General features: G+C 39.1%; 17 protein-coding genes. 10 read left to right on the plus strand and 7 right to left on the minus strand.

The window, feature by feature from the left end; translation table 11 throughout:
* Positions 1 to 34: 34 nt before the first annotated feature.
* Positions 35 to 1,267, minus strand: coding sequence for a hypothetical protein (locus tag ACQFX9_RS13390; RefSeq protein WP_427162450.1), 1,233 nt, complete (start codon positions 1,265 to 1,267; stop codon positions 35 to 37).
* A gap of 146 nt (positions 1,268 to 1,413) precedes the next feature.
* The gene (locus ACQFX9_RS13395; RefSeq protein ID WP_427162451.1) at positions 1,414 to 2,670 is read right to left on the minus strand and encodes an STM4015 family protein; all 1,257 of its coding nucleotides are present in this window, start codon (positions 2,668 to 2,670) and stop codon (positions 1,414 to 1,416) included.
* Positions 2,671 to 2,955: 285 nt separating this feature from the next.
* On the opposite strand from ACQFX9_RS13395, the gene ACQFX9_RS13400 reads away from it, so the two are divergent.
* The 7 genes from ACQFX9_RS13400 (at position 2,956) to ACQFX9_RS13430 (ending at position 10,007) form a co-directional block, all read left to right on the plus strand.
* Positions 2,956 to 3,168 (plus strand): DUF2997 domain-containing protein, encoded by a 213-nt coding sequence (locus tag ACQFX9_RS13400; RefSeq protein ID WP_427162452.1) that lies wholly within the window; start codon positions 2,956 to 2,958, stop codon positions 3,166 to 3,168.
* Between the two features lie 11 nt (positions 3,169 to 3,179).
* Positions 3,180 to 3,824, plus strand: a complete 645-nt coding sequence (locus ACQFX9_RS13405; RefSeq protein WP_427162453.1) for a nucleotide exchange factor GrpE — start codon at positions 3,180 to 3,182, stop codon at positions 3,822 to 3,824.
* Between the two features lie 151 nt (positions 3,825 to 3,975).
* A complete protein-coding gene (locus ACQFX9_RS13410) occupies positions 3,976 to 5,535 on the plus strand; it encodes an Hsp70 family protein (RefSeq protein WP_427162454.1) in 1,560 nt (519 codons plus the stop codon).
* Positions 5,536 to 5,609: 74 nt separating this feature from the next.
* Positions 5,610 to 6,230, plus strand: coding sequence for a hypothetical protein (locus ACQFX9_RS13415; protein ID WP_427162455.1), 621 nt, complete (start codon positions 5,610 to 5,612; stop codon positions 6,228 to 6,230).
* Positions 6,231 to 6,330: 100 nt separating this feature from the next.
* Positions 6,331 to 7,938, plus strand: a complete 1,608-nt coding sequence (locus ACQFX9_RS13420) for a WD40 repeat domain-containing protein (RefSeq protein ID WP_427162456.1) — start codon at positions 6,331 to 6,333, stop codon at positions 7,936 to 7,938.
* Between the two features lie 71 nt (positions 7,939 to 8,009).
* A complete protein-coding gene (locus ACQFX9_RS13425) occupies positions 8,010 to 8,612 on the plus strand; it encodes a hypothetical protein (RefSeq protein WP_427162457.1) in 603 nt (200 codons plus the stop codon).
* A gap of 162 nt (positions 8,613 to 8,774) precedes the next feature.
* Positions 8,775 to 10,007 (plus strand): WD40 repeat domain-containing protein, encoded by a 1,233-nt coding sequence (locus tag ACQFX9_RS13430; RefSeq protein ID WP_427162458.1) that lies wholly within the window; start codon positions 8,775 to 8,777, stop codon positions 10,005 to 10,007.
* Positions 10,008 to 10,305: 298 nt separating this feature from the next.
* Here ACQFX9_RS13430 and ACQFX9_RS13435 read toward each other — a convergent pair whose 3' ends face one another.
* A complete protein-coding gene (locus ACQFX9_RS13435) occupies positions 10,306 to 10,680 on the minus strand; it encodes a DUF1257 domain-containing protein (protein ID WP_427162459.1) in 375 nt (124 codons plus the stop codon).
* Between the two features lie 62 nt (positions 10,681 to 10,742).
* Positions 10,743 to 12,290, minus strand: coding sequence for an AAA family ATPase (locus tag ACQFX9_RS13440; protein ID WP_427162873.1), 1,548 nt, complete (start codon positions 12,288 to 12,290; stop codon positions 10,743 to 10,745).
* A gap of 616 nt (positions 12,291 to 12,906) precedes the next feature.
* Here ACQFX9_RS13440 and ACQFX9_RS13445 point away from each other — a divergent pair.
* Together ACQFX9_RS13445 and ACQFX9_RS13450 are read left to right on the plus strand one after the other, a co-directional pair.
* Positions 12,907 to 13,485, plus strand: coding sequence for a helix-turn-helix transcriptional regulator (locus ACQFX9_RS13445; RefSeq protein WP_427162460.1), 579 nt, complete (start codon positions 12,907 to 12,909; stop codon positions 13,483 to 13,485).
* A 24-nt stretch (positions 13,486 to 13,509) separates the two neighbouring features.
* Positions 13,510 to 13,719, plus strand: a complete 210-nt coding sequence (locus ACQFX9_RS13450) for a hypothetical protein (protein WP_427162461.1) — start codon at positions 13,510 to 13,512, stop codon at positions 13,717 to 13,719.
* A gap of 315 nt (positions 13,720 to 14,034) precedes the next feature.
* Here the strand turns inward: ACQFX9_RS13450 and ACQFX9_RS13455 are convergent, their stop codons facing one another.
* Entirely contained in the window at positions 14,035 to 14,907 is an 873-nt protein-coding gene (locus ACQFX9_RS13455; RefSeq protein ID WP_427162462.1) for an S-methyl-5'-thioadenosine phosphorylase, read from the minus strand.
* A gap of 188 nt (positions 14,908 to 15,095) precedes the next feature.
* Here ACQFX9_RS13455 and ACQFX9_RS13460 point away from each other — a divergent pair, with 188 nt between their 5' ends.
* Entirely contained in the window at positions 15,096 to 15,299 is a 204-nt protein-coding gene (locus ACQFX9_RS13460) for a hypothetical protein (protein ID WP_427162463.1), read from the plus strand.
* A 120-nt stretch (positions 15,300 to 15,419) separates the two neighbouring features.
* On the opposite strand, the gene ACQFX9_RS13465 is transcribed toward ACQFX9_RS13460, so the two are convergent.
* Both ACQFX9_RS13465 and ACQFX9_RS13470 read right to left on the minus strand, forming a co-directional pair.
* Positions 15,420 to 17,228 (minus strand): ABC transporter ATP-binding protein, encoded by a 1,809-nt coding sequence (locus ACQFX9_RS13465; RefSeq protein ID WP_427162464.1) that lies wholly within the window; start codon positions 17,226 to 17,228, stop codon positions 15,420 to 15,422.
* Entirely contained in the window at positions 17,203 to 18,150 is a 948-nt protein-coding gene (locus ACQFX9_RS13470) for a hypothetical protein (protein ID WP_427162465.1), read from the minus strand. Before ACQFX9_RS13470 ends, ACQFX9_RS13465 begins: the two co-directional genes overlap by 26 nt.
* Between the last annotated feature and the right edge of the window lie 185 nt (positions 18,151 to 18,335).

Raw genomic sequence — 18,335 nt, forward strand, 5'->3', positions numbered from 1 at the left:
ACCTCTGTATTTTTGTACTATTTTGAGGTATAGTTTATTCCCAGACTGAGTAATAGCGATCGCTAAACTGAGAATCAGCAATTACTCGACATTGCAAATCATCAGAAAGTTGTTCAATTGTATTTTTATGTAAACGATTTCCAGAAACATTGAGAGTATGGAGGTGATTAACTGCTGGAGAATTTAATAAAACATCTCCATTACTTAAATTTCCATCTGTTAATTCAAGTACCCTCAGATTTTCCATAATTGTGGAATTAACAATAGCCTTAGCCACCTCACTCATATTACCGCATTTTCTTATTGCTAAGTATGCTAAGTTAGGGAAAGATTTACCTGAAAGTATAGGGGTTAAACTATCAATATTGATATGGCTTAAATCGCTTCTATGTAGCCATAGCTCAAAGTATTCTAAAGAGGGTAAGTCTAAATTACAAACTTTCGCTAAATTATCATCAGATATACCATCAGCATCAACAATCAAAGTTTTTAAACTTTCATGTTTCAACGATTTGATAGGAATATTAGAACTATTTTGAGAATTCCTAACTTGTACTATCTTTAATTCAGGTTTTAAAATATCTTCCTTCACCATACACCCCCGTATGTGAAGTAATTCTAAATTAGGATAGGCTTTTAATATAGGGTGAATGCTCCAGACTATCATACTTGAATTTCTGTATCTATTATGTGTGATATTGTTGATATCACCAATTAATAAGGCTTTCAAATTTGTCAATAGCCCACTAGCATTAACAAGTCTGTTAGTGATTTTATTAAAAGCTGTTTGACAACTTTTAGGTTTGTAGTTAATTTCACATTTTATTGCTTCTATATATTTGGCTCTTGAATCACTCAATAAACGCAATAATTCATATTCGCCATATACACGATATGCTCTACCTATTGGGTCATCAATACTAACATGATGATTTACCCTCCAATCTTCAAATGTCGTTAAAACTAACCAAGGGTTATAATCTAGTAATGCTTGTTTGCCTTGAATACCAGCTTTTCGTAGTAACAAAATCGCACGCTTATGTATTTCTTCTGAAAGGTCATCTAACACCTTAATAATTAAATTAACACCCTCATCACCATATTGAAGCGCATCTTCAAGTGCCACAATTTTAATTTCTTCATCTTCGCTATCGAGACGCTTTTTAACTCCTTCAATTCCTCCCAAAACTACAGCATAATTTTGGGTTTGCGCCTCTCCACCAAGTACCGCGTCAAATTCTCCAGGTTGATTTGAATTGTTATTCATCTAAGATTTACTGATATTTCTTAATGTTGACTATTGACTAACCGAGAGTTGAACTTAATTAATTCCCAGGTGAGAAAAGAACAATGCTAGGTACTTGCTGCTGAGGTTTAAATAACTAATCACAAATGACAAATGAAAATTCTAAATTACTCAGCAACAGAACAATAGCGGCTGTGAATGTAACTATCATCCTCTTCTTCTTTCTGGTCATTTGCTATGACACACACATTCAAACTTGATAATTTCTCAATCATTTCCTCAGATAAAAAGTTTTCTGACACATTGAGAATATCTAGATAATTAATCGCCTCACAATTCAGTAACTCTTCCGCACCTGCATCACTTAACGTTCCCAGTGAAAGATCAAGGACGCTGATAGAGTTAAGAATTGGGGAAGTTACAATAGCACTGGCTATTTCATCGCTAAATTGACTATTACATAATCCTAAATAAGTTAATTTAGGAAACTTATCTGCAAAAATAATTGGGTGTACATCTTCAACCCAACAGTTTCCGCCATAATCTTCACAGCCAAACCATAATTCTAAATGTTCTAATGCTGGCAGATTTAAGTTACAAATCTGTGCGATGGTATCCCGACTTAATCCCCCAGTTTCTACAATTAATGCTTTGAGGTGGTTATGTTTGATTGGTGGGCTAAATTGTAAACCGTCTCCACCACGAACTTGTAAAATTTCGAGTTGAGGATATGCTTGCAAAATAGGACTTACATCACTTTGTCGAATCCAGGAAATCTCACATTCCTCACCTAGAATATCACCCAGAAAAATAGCTTTTAGGTTGGGCAAATATTCTTTGAAATCAACTAAAGTTTGAATAGTTCCACTTGCATCATGCTCATACGCATCTATCCATAAACCTAATACTAAAGCTTCCAACTTTTCGGCGTTGGGTGTTTGGGCAAGTTTACTAATTTTATCTGTTAAATTCTCTTCATCGTCATCATAGGTACATCGTAGGGCATAAGCTTGATTAACAGGTTCAACAATACCTCTATTTGCATTGAATTCTACCACTTGCCGATTAGCAAATTGAGTGGTATGACACCCTAAATACCGAGTTAATCTTTCTTCTAATTTCCAAGGTTTATATGTTTGCAAAGCTTGTTTAACTTGCGATTCTGTTCTTGGCTTTAATAGTCGATAAGCAAAACGTTCTACTAATCTTGATTCATCTTGCAAACCTTGAGTTAAAACATCTAACCCAGCGTCGCCATATTTCAAGGCTTCGCTAAGTGCTGCTATTCGCACATTAACCACAGGATTTGATAAACAACGCTTAATTCCCTCAATTCCTCCCAGCACAACCCCATCTATAGGCGGTGGTGATTGTCCTCCTAATACAGCATCATAATCCTGGGGTTGATTTTGATTGTTAGTCATGTTGCTTCACCTGTTGAATCTTAGTTAGAATTCCCAAAAACTGCTTGCTAAGATAGCGATCGCCTACAATATGTAATAAATAACACACTCATAATCTGGTTTAATTTTTCTGAGACTTGTGTAAAATTATAAAAAATAGTACATTTGTTTTATTGATTTAGTAAAGCTCCCACACTTCATGAGTTTTCTGCCTTCCACACAGCAATTGCCGTTTGCTGGTAAAAGTGATACAACAAATTAGCTGCGTATTGTCGGCAAACCTTGCAAATATAAATTATTTTAGTTATGGCTGAGTATCAAAAAATTGAGTATCGCATTGGCAAAGATGGCAAAATTACGGAGACAGTAATTGGTGCTACTGGTGCAAGTTGTACGAGTGCAACATCAGGAATTGAGGGTGCTTTAGGAGAGGTAGAAACTCAAGAACTGCTTCCTGAATATTACGAAGGAGAAGAAAACGTGACAGGAACAGAACAACAGTCTCTCAAGCAAAAATAGGAGAGACATCAATGTTTGCAGACATCCTATCAGATATTCAGGGTATAGGAATGTTTTCTTGGGAAAGCTTTGTAGTGATAGGGATTGGCATTTTCGTGCCGTTATTGGTGATTCCGAAAATTAGCAATGGGACAAGTTTAAAATTCGGTAAGCGCACTGATAAATCAAAGCAAATTCAATTACTAGAAGATGAGATCCAGTTATCTCATCAAAAACACTTAGAATTAGAGCAAAAAATACAGCAATTGCTCTCAGAAAAAGCCGCACTGCATCAAGAAGGTGTACGACTCCATGAGGAGTTACAACAGCAACGTCTACAACTAACAGAAGAATTTCGGACTACCACATTTGAGCAATTGCAGACATTGCTGACAAACTATCCCAGCATTCACCAGATGGTGACTATCAAGCCAGATTTGCCCGTGAAAAATCTGCTTTCTATGTTTACCCCTCTAGATAACCTCCTTGGTAAATGGGGTTACGAACAGATAGGCAAAGCCTGGGAACAAGTACCTTATAATTCCCAACTTCATCAACCAGACAAAGCTGATATTACTGAAGGTGAATTGGTTTACATCCGATTTGTCGGCTATCAGCATCAAGGGAGAATTCTTTGCCCTGCTAAGGTGAGTCGGACTTTGCCGGGGGGGAGGTGAGGGACGAGGGAGACAAGGGGACAAGGGGACAAGGTAGACAAGGTAGATAAATCTGTAAAAATGCCCAATTCCCAATGACTAATGACTAATGACTAATGACTAATGACTATTGACTATTGACTATTGACTATTGACTATTGACTAATAACTAATGACTACAGTAATAATTGACTTTGGTACGAGTAATACTGTTGTTTGTACCACGGATTTGATTACGCAAAGGCCTCGGACTTTGCGATTTGAGGGGATGTCGCGGCGGTTTGAGGTGGGGACGGAACAGGTAAGTGTTGTACCAAGTTTGGTGTTTGTTGAGGGACAAAATAGCATTTTGTTTGGTGAAGCGGTACGCGCTAAACGCTTGGGGTTTTCCCAGCCGGAACGCTGTTTTCGGGCTTTTAAACGAGACTTAGCGGCGGATTTTGTCCCGCCTCCGCGACTGTTGGATGGTAATAGTTATAGTGCAGAGATCATTTCAGAATTGTTTTTGAAGGAGATTTGGCAGCAAGTTGAACAGCAGTTGCAGCCAAGTCACGTTATTTTTACCGTTCCTGTAGGTGCATTTGAAAGATATCTTGACTGGTTTCGGGATTTGGGCGATAAACTCAATATGCCCACAGTGCAAATTGTGGATGAATCAACAGCCGCCGCCCTTGGTTATGCCGTCAAGTGTCCTGGTAGTGTGGTTTTGGTGGTGGATTTTGGTGGCGGAACTCTGGATTTAAGTTTAGTGCGGACTGTGAGTGTTGCAGCCGAACAGCAAGCAATACGCGCTGAAGTTCTTGCTAAATCCGATGCTTTTATTGGCGGTGTCGATATTGATACTTGGATTGTAGAACATTATTTACACAAAATCGGTTCCTCCCGTGAGGAAGTCGGGGAAATCGGTTTTATGAATTTATTGGAAGTAGCAGAAAGAGTAAAAATTCAACTTTCCACCACAGATTTAGCCAAGGAAGCTTGGTTTGATGATGAAAATTTTATGTCCCATGAATTGCAATTACATCGGGATGAGTTGGGCGAAATTTTAGAAAATCAACAATTATTAGAACAGTTAAGACAAGCCATCGATGAAGTATTAGCGATCGCACTTGCTAAAGGTATCAGTAAATCATCTATAGAACAAGTTTTACTCGTCGGCGGTACTTGTCAAATCCCCGCCATTCAACAATTAGTAATTTCTTATTTTGGTAGACAAAAAGTCAAATTAGATAAGCCCTTTGAAGCTGTCGCACATGGCGCATTAGCATTAAGCGAAATGACGGCTATTGATGATTACCTCCGCCACAGTTACGCGATTCGCCTTTGGGAACCCCACAGTAAAACTTATTCTTATTTGACTTTAATTGAAAAAGGAGCAAAATATCCAGGGGCGCGTTCTGAAGCTTTAACATTGCAAGTAGCTATTGAAGGACAGCGAGAAATTCGCCTTGACATCGGTGAAGTTGCCGAAGTTTCCCAAGCGGAAGTTGCTTATGATGAACAAGGCCGAATGACGAGTAGCCACTTAATCAAACAAGATAGCTATCGTTCTTTAGAAACCCATCATCAACAAGTATGTGTTGCTTATCTCGAACCACCAGGACAAACCGGAATCGACAGAATTCAAGCACAATTTGAAGTCAACGAACAACGGGTATTAGTAGTAACTGTTAAGGATTTATTAACAGGGAAAATGTTAGTAAATAGAGGTGCGATCGCTAAACTCAAATAATCTCCTCTCTGCGCCTTGGCGGTTCGCGTTAAAATTGAATAGTAATTTAATGTGTAGCTGCAAACAAAAAAATTATGACTCGTCCTCATCTTTTGCAAGAAGGGCAATCTTACACATTTCGCTCCTATTTTGAAATGCCTTATGAAGCAGACGAAATTTTAGCGGAATTGGGTTATAGTTTGCTAAAAACACGAATGGAGTTACCACGTAGCGATCGCAATTTAGAACGTTTGCCAGAATTACAACAGCGAATTGATGAATCTTTACCACTAGTTAGCTTGAGCAGCGAGACAGCACGACGTGAAACACTTGTAGCACCTACATTGCTGGAAGTTGCTCGTTATTGTCAATGTCAAATTCGGATTGAGTATTCATTGACAGTAAACAACTGGTTAAAAGGTAATTTAGATTATTACCTGAAAAGCAATCTAAGCTTATTGGTAGTTGAAGCGAAAAATGATGACTTAACTAGAGGCTTTACGCAGATGGCAGTAGAGTTAATTGCTATTTCTGAAGTAGAAGAAGGTGATATTTTTTATGGTGCAGTAACAATTGGTGATGCTTGGCGTTTTGGTCGTTTAGAAAAAACAAAGCAGCAGATTTTTCAGGATATTTCGCTGTATCGCATTCCCGATGATTTGCCAGATTTAATGAAGATTTTGGTAGGAATTTTAGAATCAAGTAGTAGCGTTTGATAAGATTCGTGCTTTTCCAGGAAAAAGTTGAATGAAAATTGCGATCGCCTGACCTTAGTAATGGGGAATACTAAGTAGTAGGCTTAATACTAAAAACTTGATGAAAGAAAATCATAATCGCCCCAGAGTGTATGATGCTGTGCTTGGCAGTCCAGAAAATGTGCCTCCTGGTGCTGTAGTCTTAGGGGGACTAGAAGGCGTTAAAAGACGGTTGGCACATCCGATAATTGAACAAAAAATTGCCGCACTAGAAGAAGCACTCAAGTATGGCGAAGCAGGTTTAGAATTAATCATTCAAACTTTGACAGATGTCTCAGCAGAATTACAGCAAACCGCAGAAAATTTGCTTTTCCCACACCGGACAAAACCAAGAGTAAAACAAGCACTGCACGAGTATAATCCTTGGTTACTATTTGAATGTTTACATACAATAAATGAAGACATACATAATGTTTATACCGTAGTGATCAGCCCCGATGGGGAAACCATTTTTAGTTGCAGTGCTGACGAAACAATTCGAGTATGGAGTTTATCCCAAAGACAGGAAATCTATACTTTGCAGGGACATTCCAGAGGAGTAAGTGCTATTGATATTCACCCTAATGGACGCATTCTTGCAAGCGGTAGTTATGATGAGACGATCAAACTTTGGGATATTCAGACAAGACAAGAACTAATGACAATTACAGCACATTCTGGTGGAGTTAGTGCGATCGCTATTAGTCCTGATGGTCAAAGTTTAATCAGTGGTGGTGAAGACAATACTGTTAAATTATGGGATTTGCAGACAGGGAATTTAATTCGTACCTTAACTGGTCATTCAGGAGTTATTTATGCAGTTACTTTTCATCCTGATGGGCGAACTATTGTAAGTCAAAGTGATGATCAAACTCTAAAAATATGGTGTTTTGAAACAGGAAGAGAACGTTGTACTCTTCCCACTAAATGTTCAGGTAGGCGTACATCTTTAGCTTTTAGCCCCGATGGGCAGATATTAGTTAGTGCTTGTGGTGAAAAACTAAAGCTATGGGATTGGTCAACAAGACAAGAAATTCATGTTTTACCAGGATATTTAGACAATATTAAATCTCTTACCTTAAGTCCTGGAGGAATTGATAGCTTTGCTATTAGTCCTGATGGTCAATTGCTTGCTTGTCATAGTAAAAATCAATGGATGACATTAATGTTTGACTTACAAGCAAAAGTGGACTTCAATACACTGCAAGAACCTCTTGATAATGCTTATAATCATTGCTTGGCACTGATACTAAATCAAAAAATTCTTGTCGATGCTAATCTTCATCTTCTTGATGTATGGAATTTGCATACAGGAAGACTAACGCGGACTCGAACAGGATATTCTGAGCATTTTCAGTCTATTGCAATTAGTTCCGATGGAGAAACTTTAGTTACTGGCGATAGCAAGAGTATAATTAGGGTTTGGATTTTGCCTACAAGAGAGGAAAAACTGACCATAGATGCACAATCAGGTAGTATTCTGTGTGTTGCTATCACTCCAGATGAACGGAATCTAATTAGTGGTTGTGAGGATGGCACTATGAAAGTATGGGACTTACAGACAGGACGAGGAAAAGCCATTTTCAAAGGACATACAGAAGGGGTTTATTTTGTCGCTATTAGCCCTGATGGGCAAACTCTTGTTAGCGGTAGTCTAGATGGGACTATGAAAATATGGAGGATGCTATGAGGGTAAAAAATGCGATCGCCTGACCTTAGTAATGGGGAATACTAAGTAGTAGGCTCAATCCTAAAAACTTGATGAAAGAAAATCATAATCGCCCCAGAGTGTATGATGCTGTGCTTGGCAGTCCAGAAAATGTGCCTCCTGGTGCTGTAGTCTTAGGGGGACTAGAAGGCGTTAAAAGACGGTTGGCACATCCGATAATTGAACAAAAAATTGCCGCACTAGAAGAAGCACTCAAGTATGGCGAAGCAGGTTTAGAACTGGTAATCTGGGCGTTAGACGATAAATTATGGAAAGTACGCCAAGCAGCTTATTCACTACTAGCTTCTCGACCAGAACCTATAGTACAAGAAATACTACAAGAATATAGCCATAAAATTGATAGATATGATGCTTTTGTGGCGATGGCGCGTGCTGGCGGCGTGTCTGATATCGATACGCTGATGGATAATTTAGAACATGATCGTAGTAGCGCAACCTGTAAATTAGTTGACTACACCCTGGGTTTGGTGAATACCCCTGAAGGTAAAGACCGAATTCGACATTATCTTTTCAACGGTACGCAGATACAGCGTAACTATGCAGCACTTTACTTTAAACGGCAGGGTATCACAGATATTTTACGAGCAGCAGTAAGCCAAGGCTGCATTGATAGAGTACAAGCATTTTCTAAATGAAAATCATACTTCAGGTATTTTTACTAGCTCAGATGCACCGAGTATTCTTAGTTAAGTTAAACAACTAATTTCAGGATAGCAAGTTACATAAAATACAAAATAATCAGCGCGATCGCATTTTCTCAATTGGGAACACTAGTATGAGTGTGAAGGAGAAAAATTATGCCGGAAAATCCCAATCAGCCACGAGAATATGATGCTGTACTAGGAGGACAAGCACCACCTCCTGTAAATGCTTTAGTTCTAGGTGGAATTGCAGGTATTCAACATCGTATTTTCGATCATAATCTAGAAATGAAAATCGCTGCCATGACCTCCGCGATCGCTTATGGTGATGCAGGTTTAGAGTTAGTCATTCAAAGTTTGCAAAATGAAACCTTAGACTTAAAACTAGTAGGATATAAGTTATTACATCAAAGAAAAAAAGTTACTGTTGAACAGATTATTACAGCGTTCAATCCATACCACTATAGATTTTTTGAATGTTTAACTACTTTCACCGGACACACATCCGATATCTATGGAATAGCATTGAGTCCCGATGGTGAAACTATTGCAAGTGGCAGCCATGATAAAACTATCAAATTATGGCACATTCCCACCAGCCAATTAATCTGCACATTAAGCGAAGGTTTATCAGCACCTTATGGGCTAGCATTTAGTCCAGATAGCAAGAATTTGTATGCCAATAATTGGAACGAAATCAAAGTTTTTAATTTAGAAACCCAGCAAGAAATTCAGACACTTCAAGGACATTTTGATGCTGTTTTATCTCTTGTTATTGCTCCTGATGGAACTTTGATTAGTGCTGGTCAAGATAAACTGATTTATGTTTGGGAATATTTTGATTCATGGCAATATGATGTTTTAGGAGAGCATCCTTGTTACCTCTGGGGAATGAATACTGTTAAAGTTGCTCTGAGTATTGATGGTAAAATTTTAATTAGTGGTAGTGCCATTGATAAGACAATTAAAATTTGGGACTGGAAGCAAAGACAACAAATTACAACGCTAGGAAATGAAACATTAGGTTTAAATAATGATGAGCCTGGACTTTCTTGTGTTGCTATTAGTCCAGATGGAAAAGTAGCTCTTGGTGGTGGAGGAAATCAAATTGATGTTTGGGATATAGAAACCAACCAGAAAATTTATACAATTACCCTAGAATTAGATAATGATATTCAGTCATTATGTGTTAGCAAAGATGCTAAATCTTTTTATGGTGGTTTAAAGAATGGCGTGATTAGAATTTGGAATTTACTTACAGGTGAAATAATTCACGATTTAGAAGGACACTTAGGCGTTGTGTGGTCTATGGCTTTGAGTCCTGATGGCAAAACTCTTGTGAGCAGCAGTCTTGATAGAACTATCAAAATTTGGGGGATATCAGAGTAACTTCAATATAAGTTAATTGTGTCTATCTTCCATCACTTCATTTGCTTCAATTTTAAACCCTTGCGCTTCAAATATCATCTTAACTGTCTTAACTTTCCTTGTCAGATTTCCCTATGAGGATTACTATAAAAAACTGATAAACAGTAAAGACCATTGCTTCTGTAATGAGTATAAAACGTGAATTACAACATGGAATTATGAAATTACGCTAATGTATCGTTCAGATTTATAAAAATAGTAAGGTTTTAGATACCCGAATTATCGAAGAAGTCGGGTATCTTGATGATCACGAATATAATTAAACCCAACGCCCAACTACTACCCGCACAGTGCCATCTGCTAATACTTCTTCATCTTCAACATTAAAACCTTGTTCTTGGACTGTTGCCATCAAGGTTTTATAAGCATATTTATGGCTGATTGAGTTAACAAACTGTTGTTGATTAATTTTTGCGCCCCAAAAGTCGGCTACTATTTCGTAATTTTCCCCATTGCGGCGAAAGCCCAAATCATAACCGTTTTGTTGGCGAATTACATACTCAGCTTGAATGGTATTTCCTTGATATCCACGAACTTGAGTATTGCACTCAACGTCATAACCTAATTCTTGCAAAACTTCATGCAGAATTTCACCGTGTTTGATTTGTACTTTGATAGTTGTGAAATGAGACATAATTCCAATTTGGGATTTTAGATTTGGGATTGTGGAGTAAAAAAACCGCAGATTTTTCTATTTTAATCAACCTCTAATGGGCCGATGCCTTTTTGGTTTGAGTATTGTTTTAATTCCTCCACTAATTGAATATCGTTGGAAGCTGCCCTGGCTCCGGCTTCTGCTGCCCATTGCTTTAGGGCTTCGATTTGGTCACGGGCGATCGCAGCTAAAGGTACTGTCTGCGCTATTGCCTGTAAAATATCTTCTGTATTGAAGTCTCGTCTTTGTCCTTCTATTCTTGTGGAAAATGCTTGGTGCATAGCATCAATAATGACTTGCTCAATTTCTGCACCACTGAAGTTTTGTGTTTGTTTCGCCAAGGCTGCTAAATTAAATTCTCGCAGCCGGTTGGGACGTAACCGTTGTAAATGCACTTTAAAAATTTCTTGGCGTTCTGTTTCTGTTGGTAAATTTAAAAAGAAAATCTCATCAAATCTGCCTTTGCGTAACAACTCGGCTGGTAATATCTGCACATTATTGGCAGTGGCGACAATAAAAACTGGGCTGGTTTTCTCCTGCATCCAAGTAATTAAACTGCCAAAAACCCGCCGCGATGTCCCCGAATCCCCATCAACACCACTGGTAATATTGCCAAAGGCTTTGTCAATTTCATCAATCCACAATACACAAGGGGCCATTGCTTCGGTTATCTGAATCATTTGGCGGACTCGGCTTTCACTTTCACCGACAATTCCACCAAATAACCGTCCAGAATCTAACCTTAGTAGGGGTAAACGCCATTCATGGGCAATAGTTTTCGCGGAAAGAGATTTACCCGTTCCCTGTATCCCTACCAGTAACATCCCCTTGGGATTAGGAATACCATAACGTCTGGCTTCTTCTGTAAAAGCATCTTGGCGCATCAATACCCATTGTTTGAGTTGATCTAATCCCCCAACGCGCTTGAGTGATTCTTGGGGTGTGAAAAACTCTAAAATGCCGGTTTGGCGAATTGCTTGTTTTTTCTCTTCTAATACACCATCAATATCAGACTCATTTACCTGCTGTTTGGCGGCTAAAGCTTTTGCCAAAACTCTAGAAATGCGAGTGCGGCTTAAACCTTGACAGGCTTTAATTAATTGTTCACGCGCCAAGCCAGCAATATTTAATTTATCTGGGACGACTAGCTGAGTAATTAAATAATCGATTTCGCTGACGCTGGGTAAGGGAAAATCAACAACTGTCACCTCTTGCAGTAGTTCATCGGGAAGTTCTAAAGTATGACTGGTGGTGATGATAGTTTTACGCGATCGCTTTAACTCTCGTGCTAAGTTTCGCAATTCCCTGACAATCGGTGCATTCTTCTCAGTGGTAGGATTTTTCACAAACGGATGCAAATCCCGCAGCACAAACATCGCTGCTGTTTGCGAGTCAGCTTTCGCAATGCGTAATAAAGCCGCCATCACAGAACCTTTATCTGCACCATTATCACTCCAACCCCGCACAATATCCCAAAATAACACCTGTCGCTGAGGCGCAGAACGCGCTGCAACTTGCAACAGCACTTCTTCTACAGGTTCTTCTTCCACAGAAATCACATACAGTAAGGGATACCGCGCCCGTATCATCAAATCAAGCTGTTCTATCAAAGAAGCGTATTGTTGATTCTCTCGGCTGTGAGTTGATTCTCCTTTTCCATTCAGGGGTGCGCCAGCCATCATAAGTAAGCCCTTATCCCTCAGTGATTTAGTTGTCTTATTTAATACTATAATTGCTTTTTTCTAAAGTAGTACAAATTCACTAAAAAAATAGCTGAAGAAAGCAATCCTAATAAACTCCTGAGAAACGTATTTTTCTTCCCTTATACCCCTATACCCCAATACGGTTCAGTTAAGGTGGTGAGAGTTGATTTCTCAATTTTTGCTCTACCTATTAGACAATGAGCAAGATTTGGGGGATTCTCCCCCAAGCCCCCGATTGGGGGACGGTTGCGTCCCCCAAACCCCCTCCAAAATCATTTTTTCGTTTTTTGTTGAGTGATCATTTGCTGGTTTTGTTGAAATCTATTTTTCTTATCTGAACCGTATTGCCCTATACCCCTGTGTGTCTTGAGAGTAAACAGGTGGTGGAGAGGATTTGAGTAATTATTGGAAATTCTAGTTGACGAATCCGATATATCGCAATATATTGAATATAACGATAACGATATATCGTGATACGTCAAACAAAAACAAGGAGTTACATATGTTTAGACAATTTCATCCACGTTTCCCTGTACCAGCCCATGCTGGAGAAGGAATTGGTAATCAATTCTTCATGAGTGGACGACATGGACACAGAAGAGGTGCATCTGGTGGTGGCTGGGGAGACGAACCCCGCAACCGTCGCGGTGACATCAAATTTATGTTGTTGGGGCTGTTATCGGAACGTCCCCAGCATGGTTATGAATTGATTAAAGAGCTAGAAAACCGTGGTGGGGGCTTTCGTCGTCTCAGCCCAGGTTCCGTCTATCCAACGCTTCAGATGTTGGAAGAAGGCGGTTATTTAACTAGTGAACAAGTCGAAGGTAAGCGTGTCTACACCATTACAGAAAATGGTAGACAACTACTGCGCGATCGCCAACAGCAGGCTGATTTCAGACACCCTCATGACAGGTTCACAGAGGAAAAACCTTCAGAATTGATAGAGTTGCGGCGTAGTTTTACGGAATTAAACGATGCTGTCATCCAAATCGCTCGGAGTGGGAATTTAGAACAAGCCTCGCGAGTAAAAGATTTACTGGTGCAGGTAAAGCGTGAGATTTACAAATTGCTTGCTGAATAGTGAATTAAAGAGGTAACAAAAAATATGTCAAATGTGGTGAATTGCCCAACTTGTGGCGCAGTCTGTCGTGTTGTGAGTCAAGATAATGAAGGTTCACCTCAACTGCAAGCATTTTCTCAAGCTGATGTAGAAAAGAAAATTGAGCAGCTAAAGAAAACTATCCAACATCTCCAAGAAACTCTCCGCACCGAACGAGCTAAGGGAATTCCAGATAAAAAAATATCCAAACTGTAGGGTGCGTCAGTGCGAGAAAACCTCACTATACCAAGAGATTATTCATACTGACGCACCCTACTAAGCTGTTTATTTGGGATAATTTATTTTTTGCTATCCCCTAAGACAAAAAGCCAAGATAGCGAACGATAAAACCAATTCGCAATTCGCAATTCGCAATTAATTCAGCCACCCACCAGGAGCCTTAGCGTAGCGGGATGCAAGTCCGGTTTTGAACCTATCTTTTTTCAATAAAATTTAATTACCCAACTTTTGAATAAGTTGGATAATTGAATTAAAAGACAGCAGTGATAATTTTGCGGTCAATGAGCAAACTTACAAGTATTTTTGCAACAATAAACCTAACTTTTCTTTTGTCGCCGCAGGTGCTTTAGCTAAGTTGGTCAAAATTGCATACTTCAAAGCAGAATGTGCTTCACTGTGGGGTGGATTTTCACTCAAACGACGCACGGTTTCTTGAATCACTTTTTGTGCGTTCACAGCGTTGCGTTGTAAATTACCAATCACCATTTCTACAGTGACGCTATCATGGTCGGGATGCCAACAATCGTAATCTGTAACTAGTGCTAATGTTGCATAGGCGATTTCGGCTTCCCTAGCTAATTTAGCTTCGGGTAAATTAGTCATCCCGATGATAGTTGCACCCCAACTGCGATAAAGATTGGATTCCGCCTTAGTGGAAAATGCTGGCCCCTCCATACAAACATAAGTACCGCCACGATGTAGGGTAACATCTGGTAGATTTAAAGAGGCGATCGCTTCTGCTAATACTGCCGCTAAATTTTGACAAATCGGATCACCGAAGGCTATATGCGCCACAATTCCCTCGCCAAAAAACGTGGAAATGCGGTTTTTAGTTCTATCAATAAACTGATCCGGAACTACCATATCTAGTGGTTTTGCTTGTGCTTGTAAAGAACCCACAGCACTAGCAGAAATTAGATACTCCACACCTAATTTTTTCATTGCATAGATATTGGCACGGAAGGGTAACTCAGAAGGTAATAAAGTATGATTACGTCCGTGGCGTGCTAAAAAAGCTACCTTAACTCCATCTAAATTTCCCAAGATTAACGCATCAGAAGGCGAACCAAAAGGTGTATCAATGTGCATTTCCTCTACATCTTTCAAGGCTGCCATTTGATATAAACCGCTACCACCAATAATCCCAATTTTTGCGATCGCCATAAGTTCTAACCTATTGCTTGTTAATATGCCTAGTTATTCTACCGAAAAGGCGAGTATCACAGGAGGCATGAAAATCATAACTTCTGATTTCTCAGGATTCCGTATCGCCACCAATGTCAAACTTTATAAAAAATTGTTATTTTAATTTCATTAATAAAAACATTAAGTTTAAAACTTTGGTGGATGATATGCAAGCTACTGGTATCTCAACCCCCACATCATTAGAAACAGTGTTAGAACGCATATTTGCCATTGGCAGAATTACACGCTCTGATCAACAGGTACTTATGTCTACACTGCTCTCTAAAGAAGACCTCAACGAAAAAGAACTACAACAAATTAATCAAGTCTTTGACCGCATCAAAAGAGGATTACTCAAAGTAGTAGATTAGCGAGCTTTGACTTGAAAGCTTCCAAGCGACTATGCACCAGCAAAACAGAGAAGGAATACTATTTTCTTCCCTTACACCCCTGTATTTCTTAAAATTTTAATTGGAACTTACTGCTGACTCCTAAATAAGATATTGCTGTGCTTGAGTTGCAAACAAATAAGCATAAGTCCCGTTTATCTGCATGAGTTGGTCATGAGTCCCGCTTTCTACAATCATGCCATTGTCCATGACATAAATGCGATCGGCCATTTTCACTGTAGACAGACGATGACTAATTAAAATAGCTGATTGGTCTTTGATTAATTGGCGAAATTTTTCAAATACTTCATACTCAGCTTTAGCATCCATTGCGCTAGTAGGTTCATCCAAAACAATTAATTGGGAATCTCTTAAAAATGCTCTAGCTAAAGCAACTTTTTGCCATTGACCAATACTTAATTCTTCCCCTTGAGAAAATAGTTGCCCAAGGGTAGTATCATAACCTTGCGGTAACTTAGAAATTACATCATCAGCACCAGAAAGTCGCGCCGCCGCCATAATACTTTCTGCTGCCGGTGGTAAGTCAATATTACCAAACCAAATATTTTCCTGGGCAGTAAAATTATATTTAGCATAATCTTGGAAAATCACGCTAATTTCACGGCGTAATTCTGCAATTTTAAAATCTCTAATATCTACACCATCAATAGTAATTGACCCAGTAGTGGGGTCATATAATCGACACAGCAGTTTAATTAGTGTCGTTTTGCCTGAACCATTTTCACCCACTAAAGCCACAACTTCCCCTGGTTTAATAGTCAAGTTGACATTTTTAATAGCTTGACGACTACTATTAGCATATTTAAACCCCACATTCTGCACAATAATACCTGTTTTGATAGGTTGAGGAAAAGGCACAGGATGTATAGGGTCAGCTAACTTGGGTTCGAGTTCTAGAAATTCGTAGAGATTTGCTAAAAATAGATTATCTTCGTAGAGAGCCGACATACTACTCAACAAATTTTTAATATCGCTTTCTCCACGCTGTAATGCTTGGGAATATAACACTAAATCTCCTATTTTTAAGAAACCTTGAATAGTCTGAAAAATAATAAACGTAAATACACCTAAAACTACAACACCTGAGATAGTTTGAGCAATAAAATTACCAATTGCCTTTCTAGTATCAATAGCAATGCTTTCTTGATATATTTGTTTTCTAATGCGGAGATACCATTTACCAAAATAGTCTCCTAAGTTAAATAAACGAATTTCCTTAGCAAATTGCTCTGATGTTAGTATCCAACCTAAATATTCCGATAACCGTTCCATTGATGTTTTTTTGCGTCGCCAGTCATACACGACACGCGCATATTTCACCCGCACGAACATAGCCGGAAGAGAAATCACAATTAACACTCCAGCTATCAACCAATGTAAGGACAGTAATAAACCAATCATCCCCAACAAAGAAATACTACTTTGTCCTAATTGCGCCAAACGATTAATAATTAAAGGCGGACGATAACGAGCTTCTTGTTGCGCTCGTTGCATAGTGTCATAGTAGTGAGAATTTTCGTAGTATTCTAAGTCAGCCGCTATAGATTTAGTGTGGAGAATATCTTGAATATAATCTGTTACCTTCTGAGAGTGGGCATTATTAACCAACTCAGCCAAGGCATTACAGATAATTGTTGTAATAGTTACAACACCTGCAATGATAACTAGAAAGATAATCTGATTAATAATAGCGGCTTTATCAGCAGTGGTGAAACTAGCTGCTACCGTATCTATAATTAGCTTGGCTATATATATAGACACTAAAGGTAAAATACCCTGAATCACTAAAAGTAGTGTACGTGCGATCGCCCACTTCGGACTACTTTGCCAAACTAAACGCAACGCAGGCAAAACACGCAGCCTATCATATAACCTTCTCAAAACCCTCATGAAACCTCCGCGTCATTTGGCGTTGAAAACTCCCCATTCCACACCGCACATGATCCTCTACATACCTCGCTACCTCAGATAACAAAGGTAAAGAACGAGGTCTTTGTAACCGATAAATCGGCACACTCTTAAGTATTTCCACACACTGAGTCAAATGCTGTTCACGATTAATAGCTTCCTGTAGAGAACGAATCCCATAGGAATTAGTAATTAATTCTAGGATGGCCGCTTGCCTTTGCACTTCTTCAATTACCAATTCATCACTATCCACAAGCACATACAGACTATGCAACCGTTGCGGCTTGCAGTTAAAATCCTCCTCTCGGCGATAAGCGTACTCACCCAACAAAGGATGCAGATAAATCAACGATGCTAAATCATACCCGCAGGTAGTAGCCACTTCTGGACTCATCTTCATTTGCGGATAGCCAGGTAATACCTTAACTGGAGAATCTAAAATTACAGGAACAATATCATCAGAAACGATTTTGTGACCACGCGCCAGCATAGCGGCGGCGGCGGAAGACTTACCCGCACCAGAATATCCCAGAAAACAGATCACTTGGTCATCAACTGCCACCGCACTAGCGTGTAATAACAGTGAAAACCCCTGTTGATAAAGCGAAATCCCCATTGCACTCCCAGACAAACACAATTGCATCAATCTTTTGTCTCCATTGGGTGCGGGAGTCACAATCACTTCCTTACCGTTAATAATGTGGAATATACCCACACCCCTCATTGCAACTATTGTTTCCTGTGGGGACACTTGCAGATATTCTCTAGGCTGAGAAGGCTCAACATATCCCAAGCTACTATTTTTAACCGTAACAGTAATATCACAGTCTGTATCAGCTTCTAATAGCTCAGGTAAAACGATATTGGAATGTATGCCTAAACCATACGCCCAGTATTTATACATTGTGAAATTATTTTTGATATATGCAATGCAGCACCAAGAGACAACTGTAGATAAATCTTAGTTGCTCTTGGGTCTTGTGATAGCTATGATTGAAACACGTTCATACCAAACTCTCCAAAATCAAGCTACAGATGTAAGTCTGCACCACCAAACTACATCTGACGTGCTTAATTTTGGATAGGGAA

It is taken from the genome of Aliinostoc sp. HNIBRCY26 (assembly GCF_050235535.1).
Classification (GTDB): Bacteria; Cyanobacteriota; Cyanobacteriia; order Cyanobacteriales; family Nostocaceae; genus Trichormus.

What these genes read in the sequence shown, in the direction of transcription:
- ACQFX9_RS13455 (WP_427162462.1), bottom strand. Translation starts at nt 14,907, where the DNA reads ATGGCGATCGCAAAAATTGGGATTATTGGTGGTAGCGGTTTATATCAA.
- ACQFX9_RS13415 (WP_427162455.1), top strand. Translation starts at nt 5,610, where the DNA reads ATGACTCGTCCTCATCTTTTGCAAGAAGGGCAATCTTACACATTTCGC.
- ACQFX9_RS13395 (WP_427162451.1), bottom strand. Translation starts at nt 2,670, where the DNA reads ATGACTAACAATCAAAATCAACCCCAGGATTATGATGCTGTATTAGGA.
- ACQFX9_RS13445 (WP_427162460.1), top strand. Translation starts at nt 12,907, where the DNA reads ATGTTTAGACAATTTCATCCACGTTTCCCTGTACCAGCCCATGCTGGA.
- ACQFX9_RS13420 (WP_427162456.1), top strand. Translation starts at nt 6,331, where the DNA reads ATGAAAGAAAATCATAATCGCCCCAGAGTGTATGATGCTGTGCTTGGC.
- ACQFX9_RS13435 (WP_427162459.1), bottom strand. Translation starts at nt 10,680, where the DNA reads ATGTCTCATTTCACAACTATCAAAGTACAAATCAAACACGGTGAAATT.
- ACQFX9_RS13405 (WP_427162453.1), top strand. Translation starts at nt 3,180, where the DNA reads ATGTTTGCAGACATCCTATCAGATATTCAGGGTATAGGAATGTTTTCT.
- ACQFX9_RS13440 (WP_427162873.1), bottom strand. Translation starts at nt 12,290, where the DNA reads ATGATACGGGCGCGGTATCCCTTACTGTATGTGATTTCTGTGGAAGAA.
- ACQFX9_RS13390 (WP_427162450.1), bottom strand. Translation starts at nt 1,267, where the DNA reads ATGAATAACAATTCAAATCAACCTGGAGAATTTGACGCGGTACTTGGT.
- ACQFX9_RS13410 (WP_427162454.1), top strand. Translation starts at nt 3,976, where the DNA reads ATGACTACAGTAATAATTGACTTTGGTACGAGTAATACTGTTGTTTGT.
- ACQFX9_RS13460 (WP_427162463.1), top strand. Translation starts at nt 15,096, where the DNA reads ATGCAAGCTACTGGTATCTCAACCCCCACATCATTAGAAACAGTGTTA.
- ACQFX9_RS13450 (WP_427162461.1), top strand. Translation starts at nt 13,510, where the DNA reads ATGTCAAATGTGGTGAATTGCCCAACTTGTGGCGCAGTCTGTCGTGTT.
- ACQFX9_RS13465 (WP_427162464.1), bottom strand. Translation starts at nt 17,228, where the DNA reads ATGAGGGTTTTGAGAAGGTTATATGATAGGCTGCGTGTTTTGCCTGCG.
- ACQFX9_RS13425 (WP_427162457.1), top strand. Translation starts at nt 8,010, where the DNA reads ATGAAAGAAAATCATAATCGCCCCAGAGTGTATGATGCTGTGCTTGGC.
- ACQFX9_RS13430 (WP_427162458.1), top strand. Translation starts at nt 8,775, where the DNA reads ATGCCGGAAAATCCCAATCAGCCACGAGAATATGATGCTGTACTAGGA.
- ACQFX9_RS13400 (WP_427162452.1), top strand. Translation starts at nt 2,956, where the DNA reads ATGGCTGAGTATCAAAAAATTGAGTATCGCATTGGCAAAGATGGCAAA.
- ACQFX9_RS13470 (WP_427162465.1), bottom strand. Translation starts at nt 18,150, where the DNA reads ATGTATAAATACTGGGCGTATGGTTTAGGCATACATTCCAATATCGTT.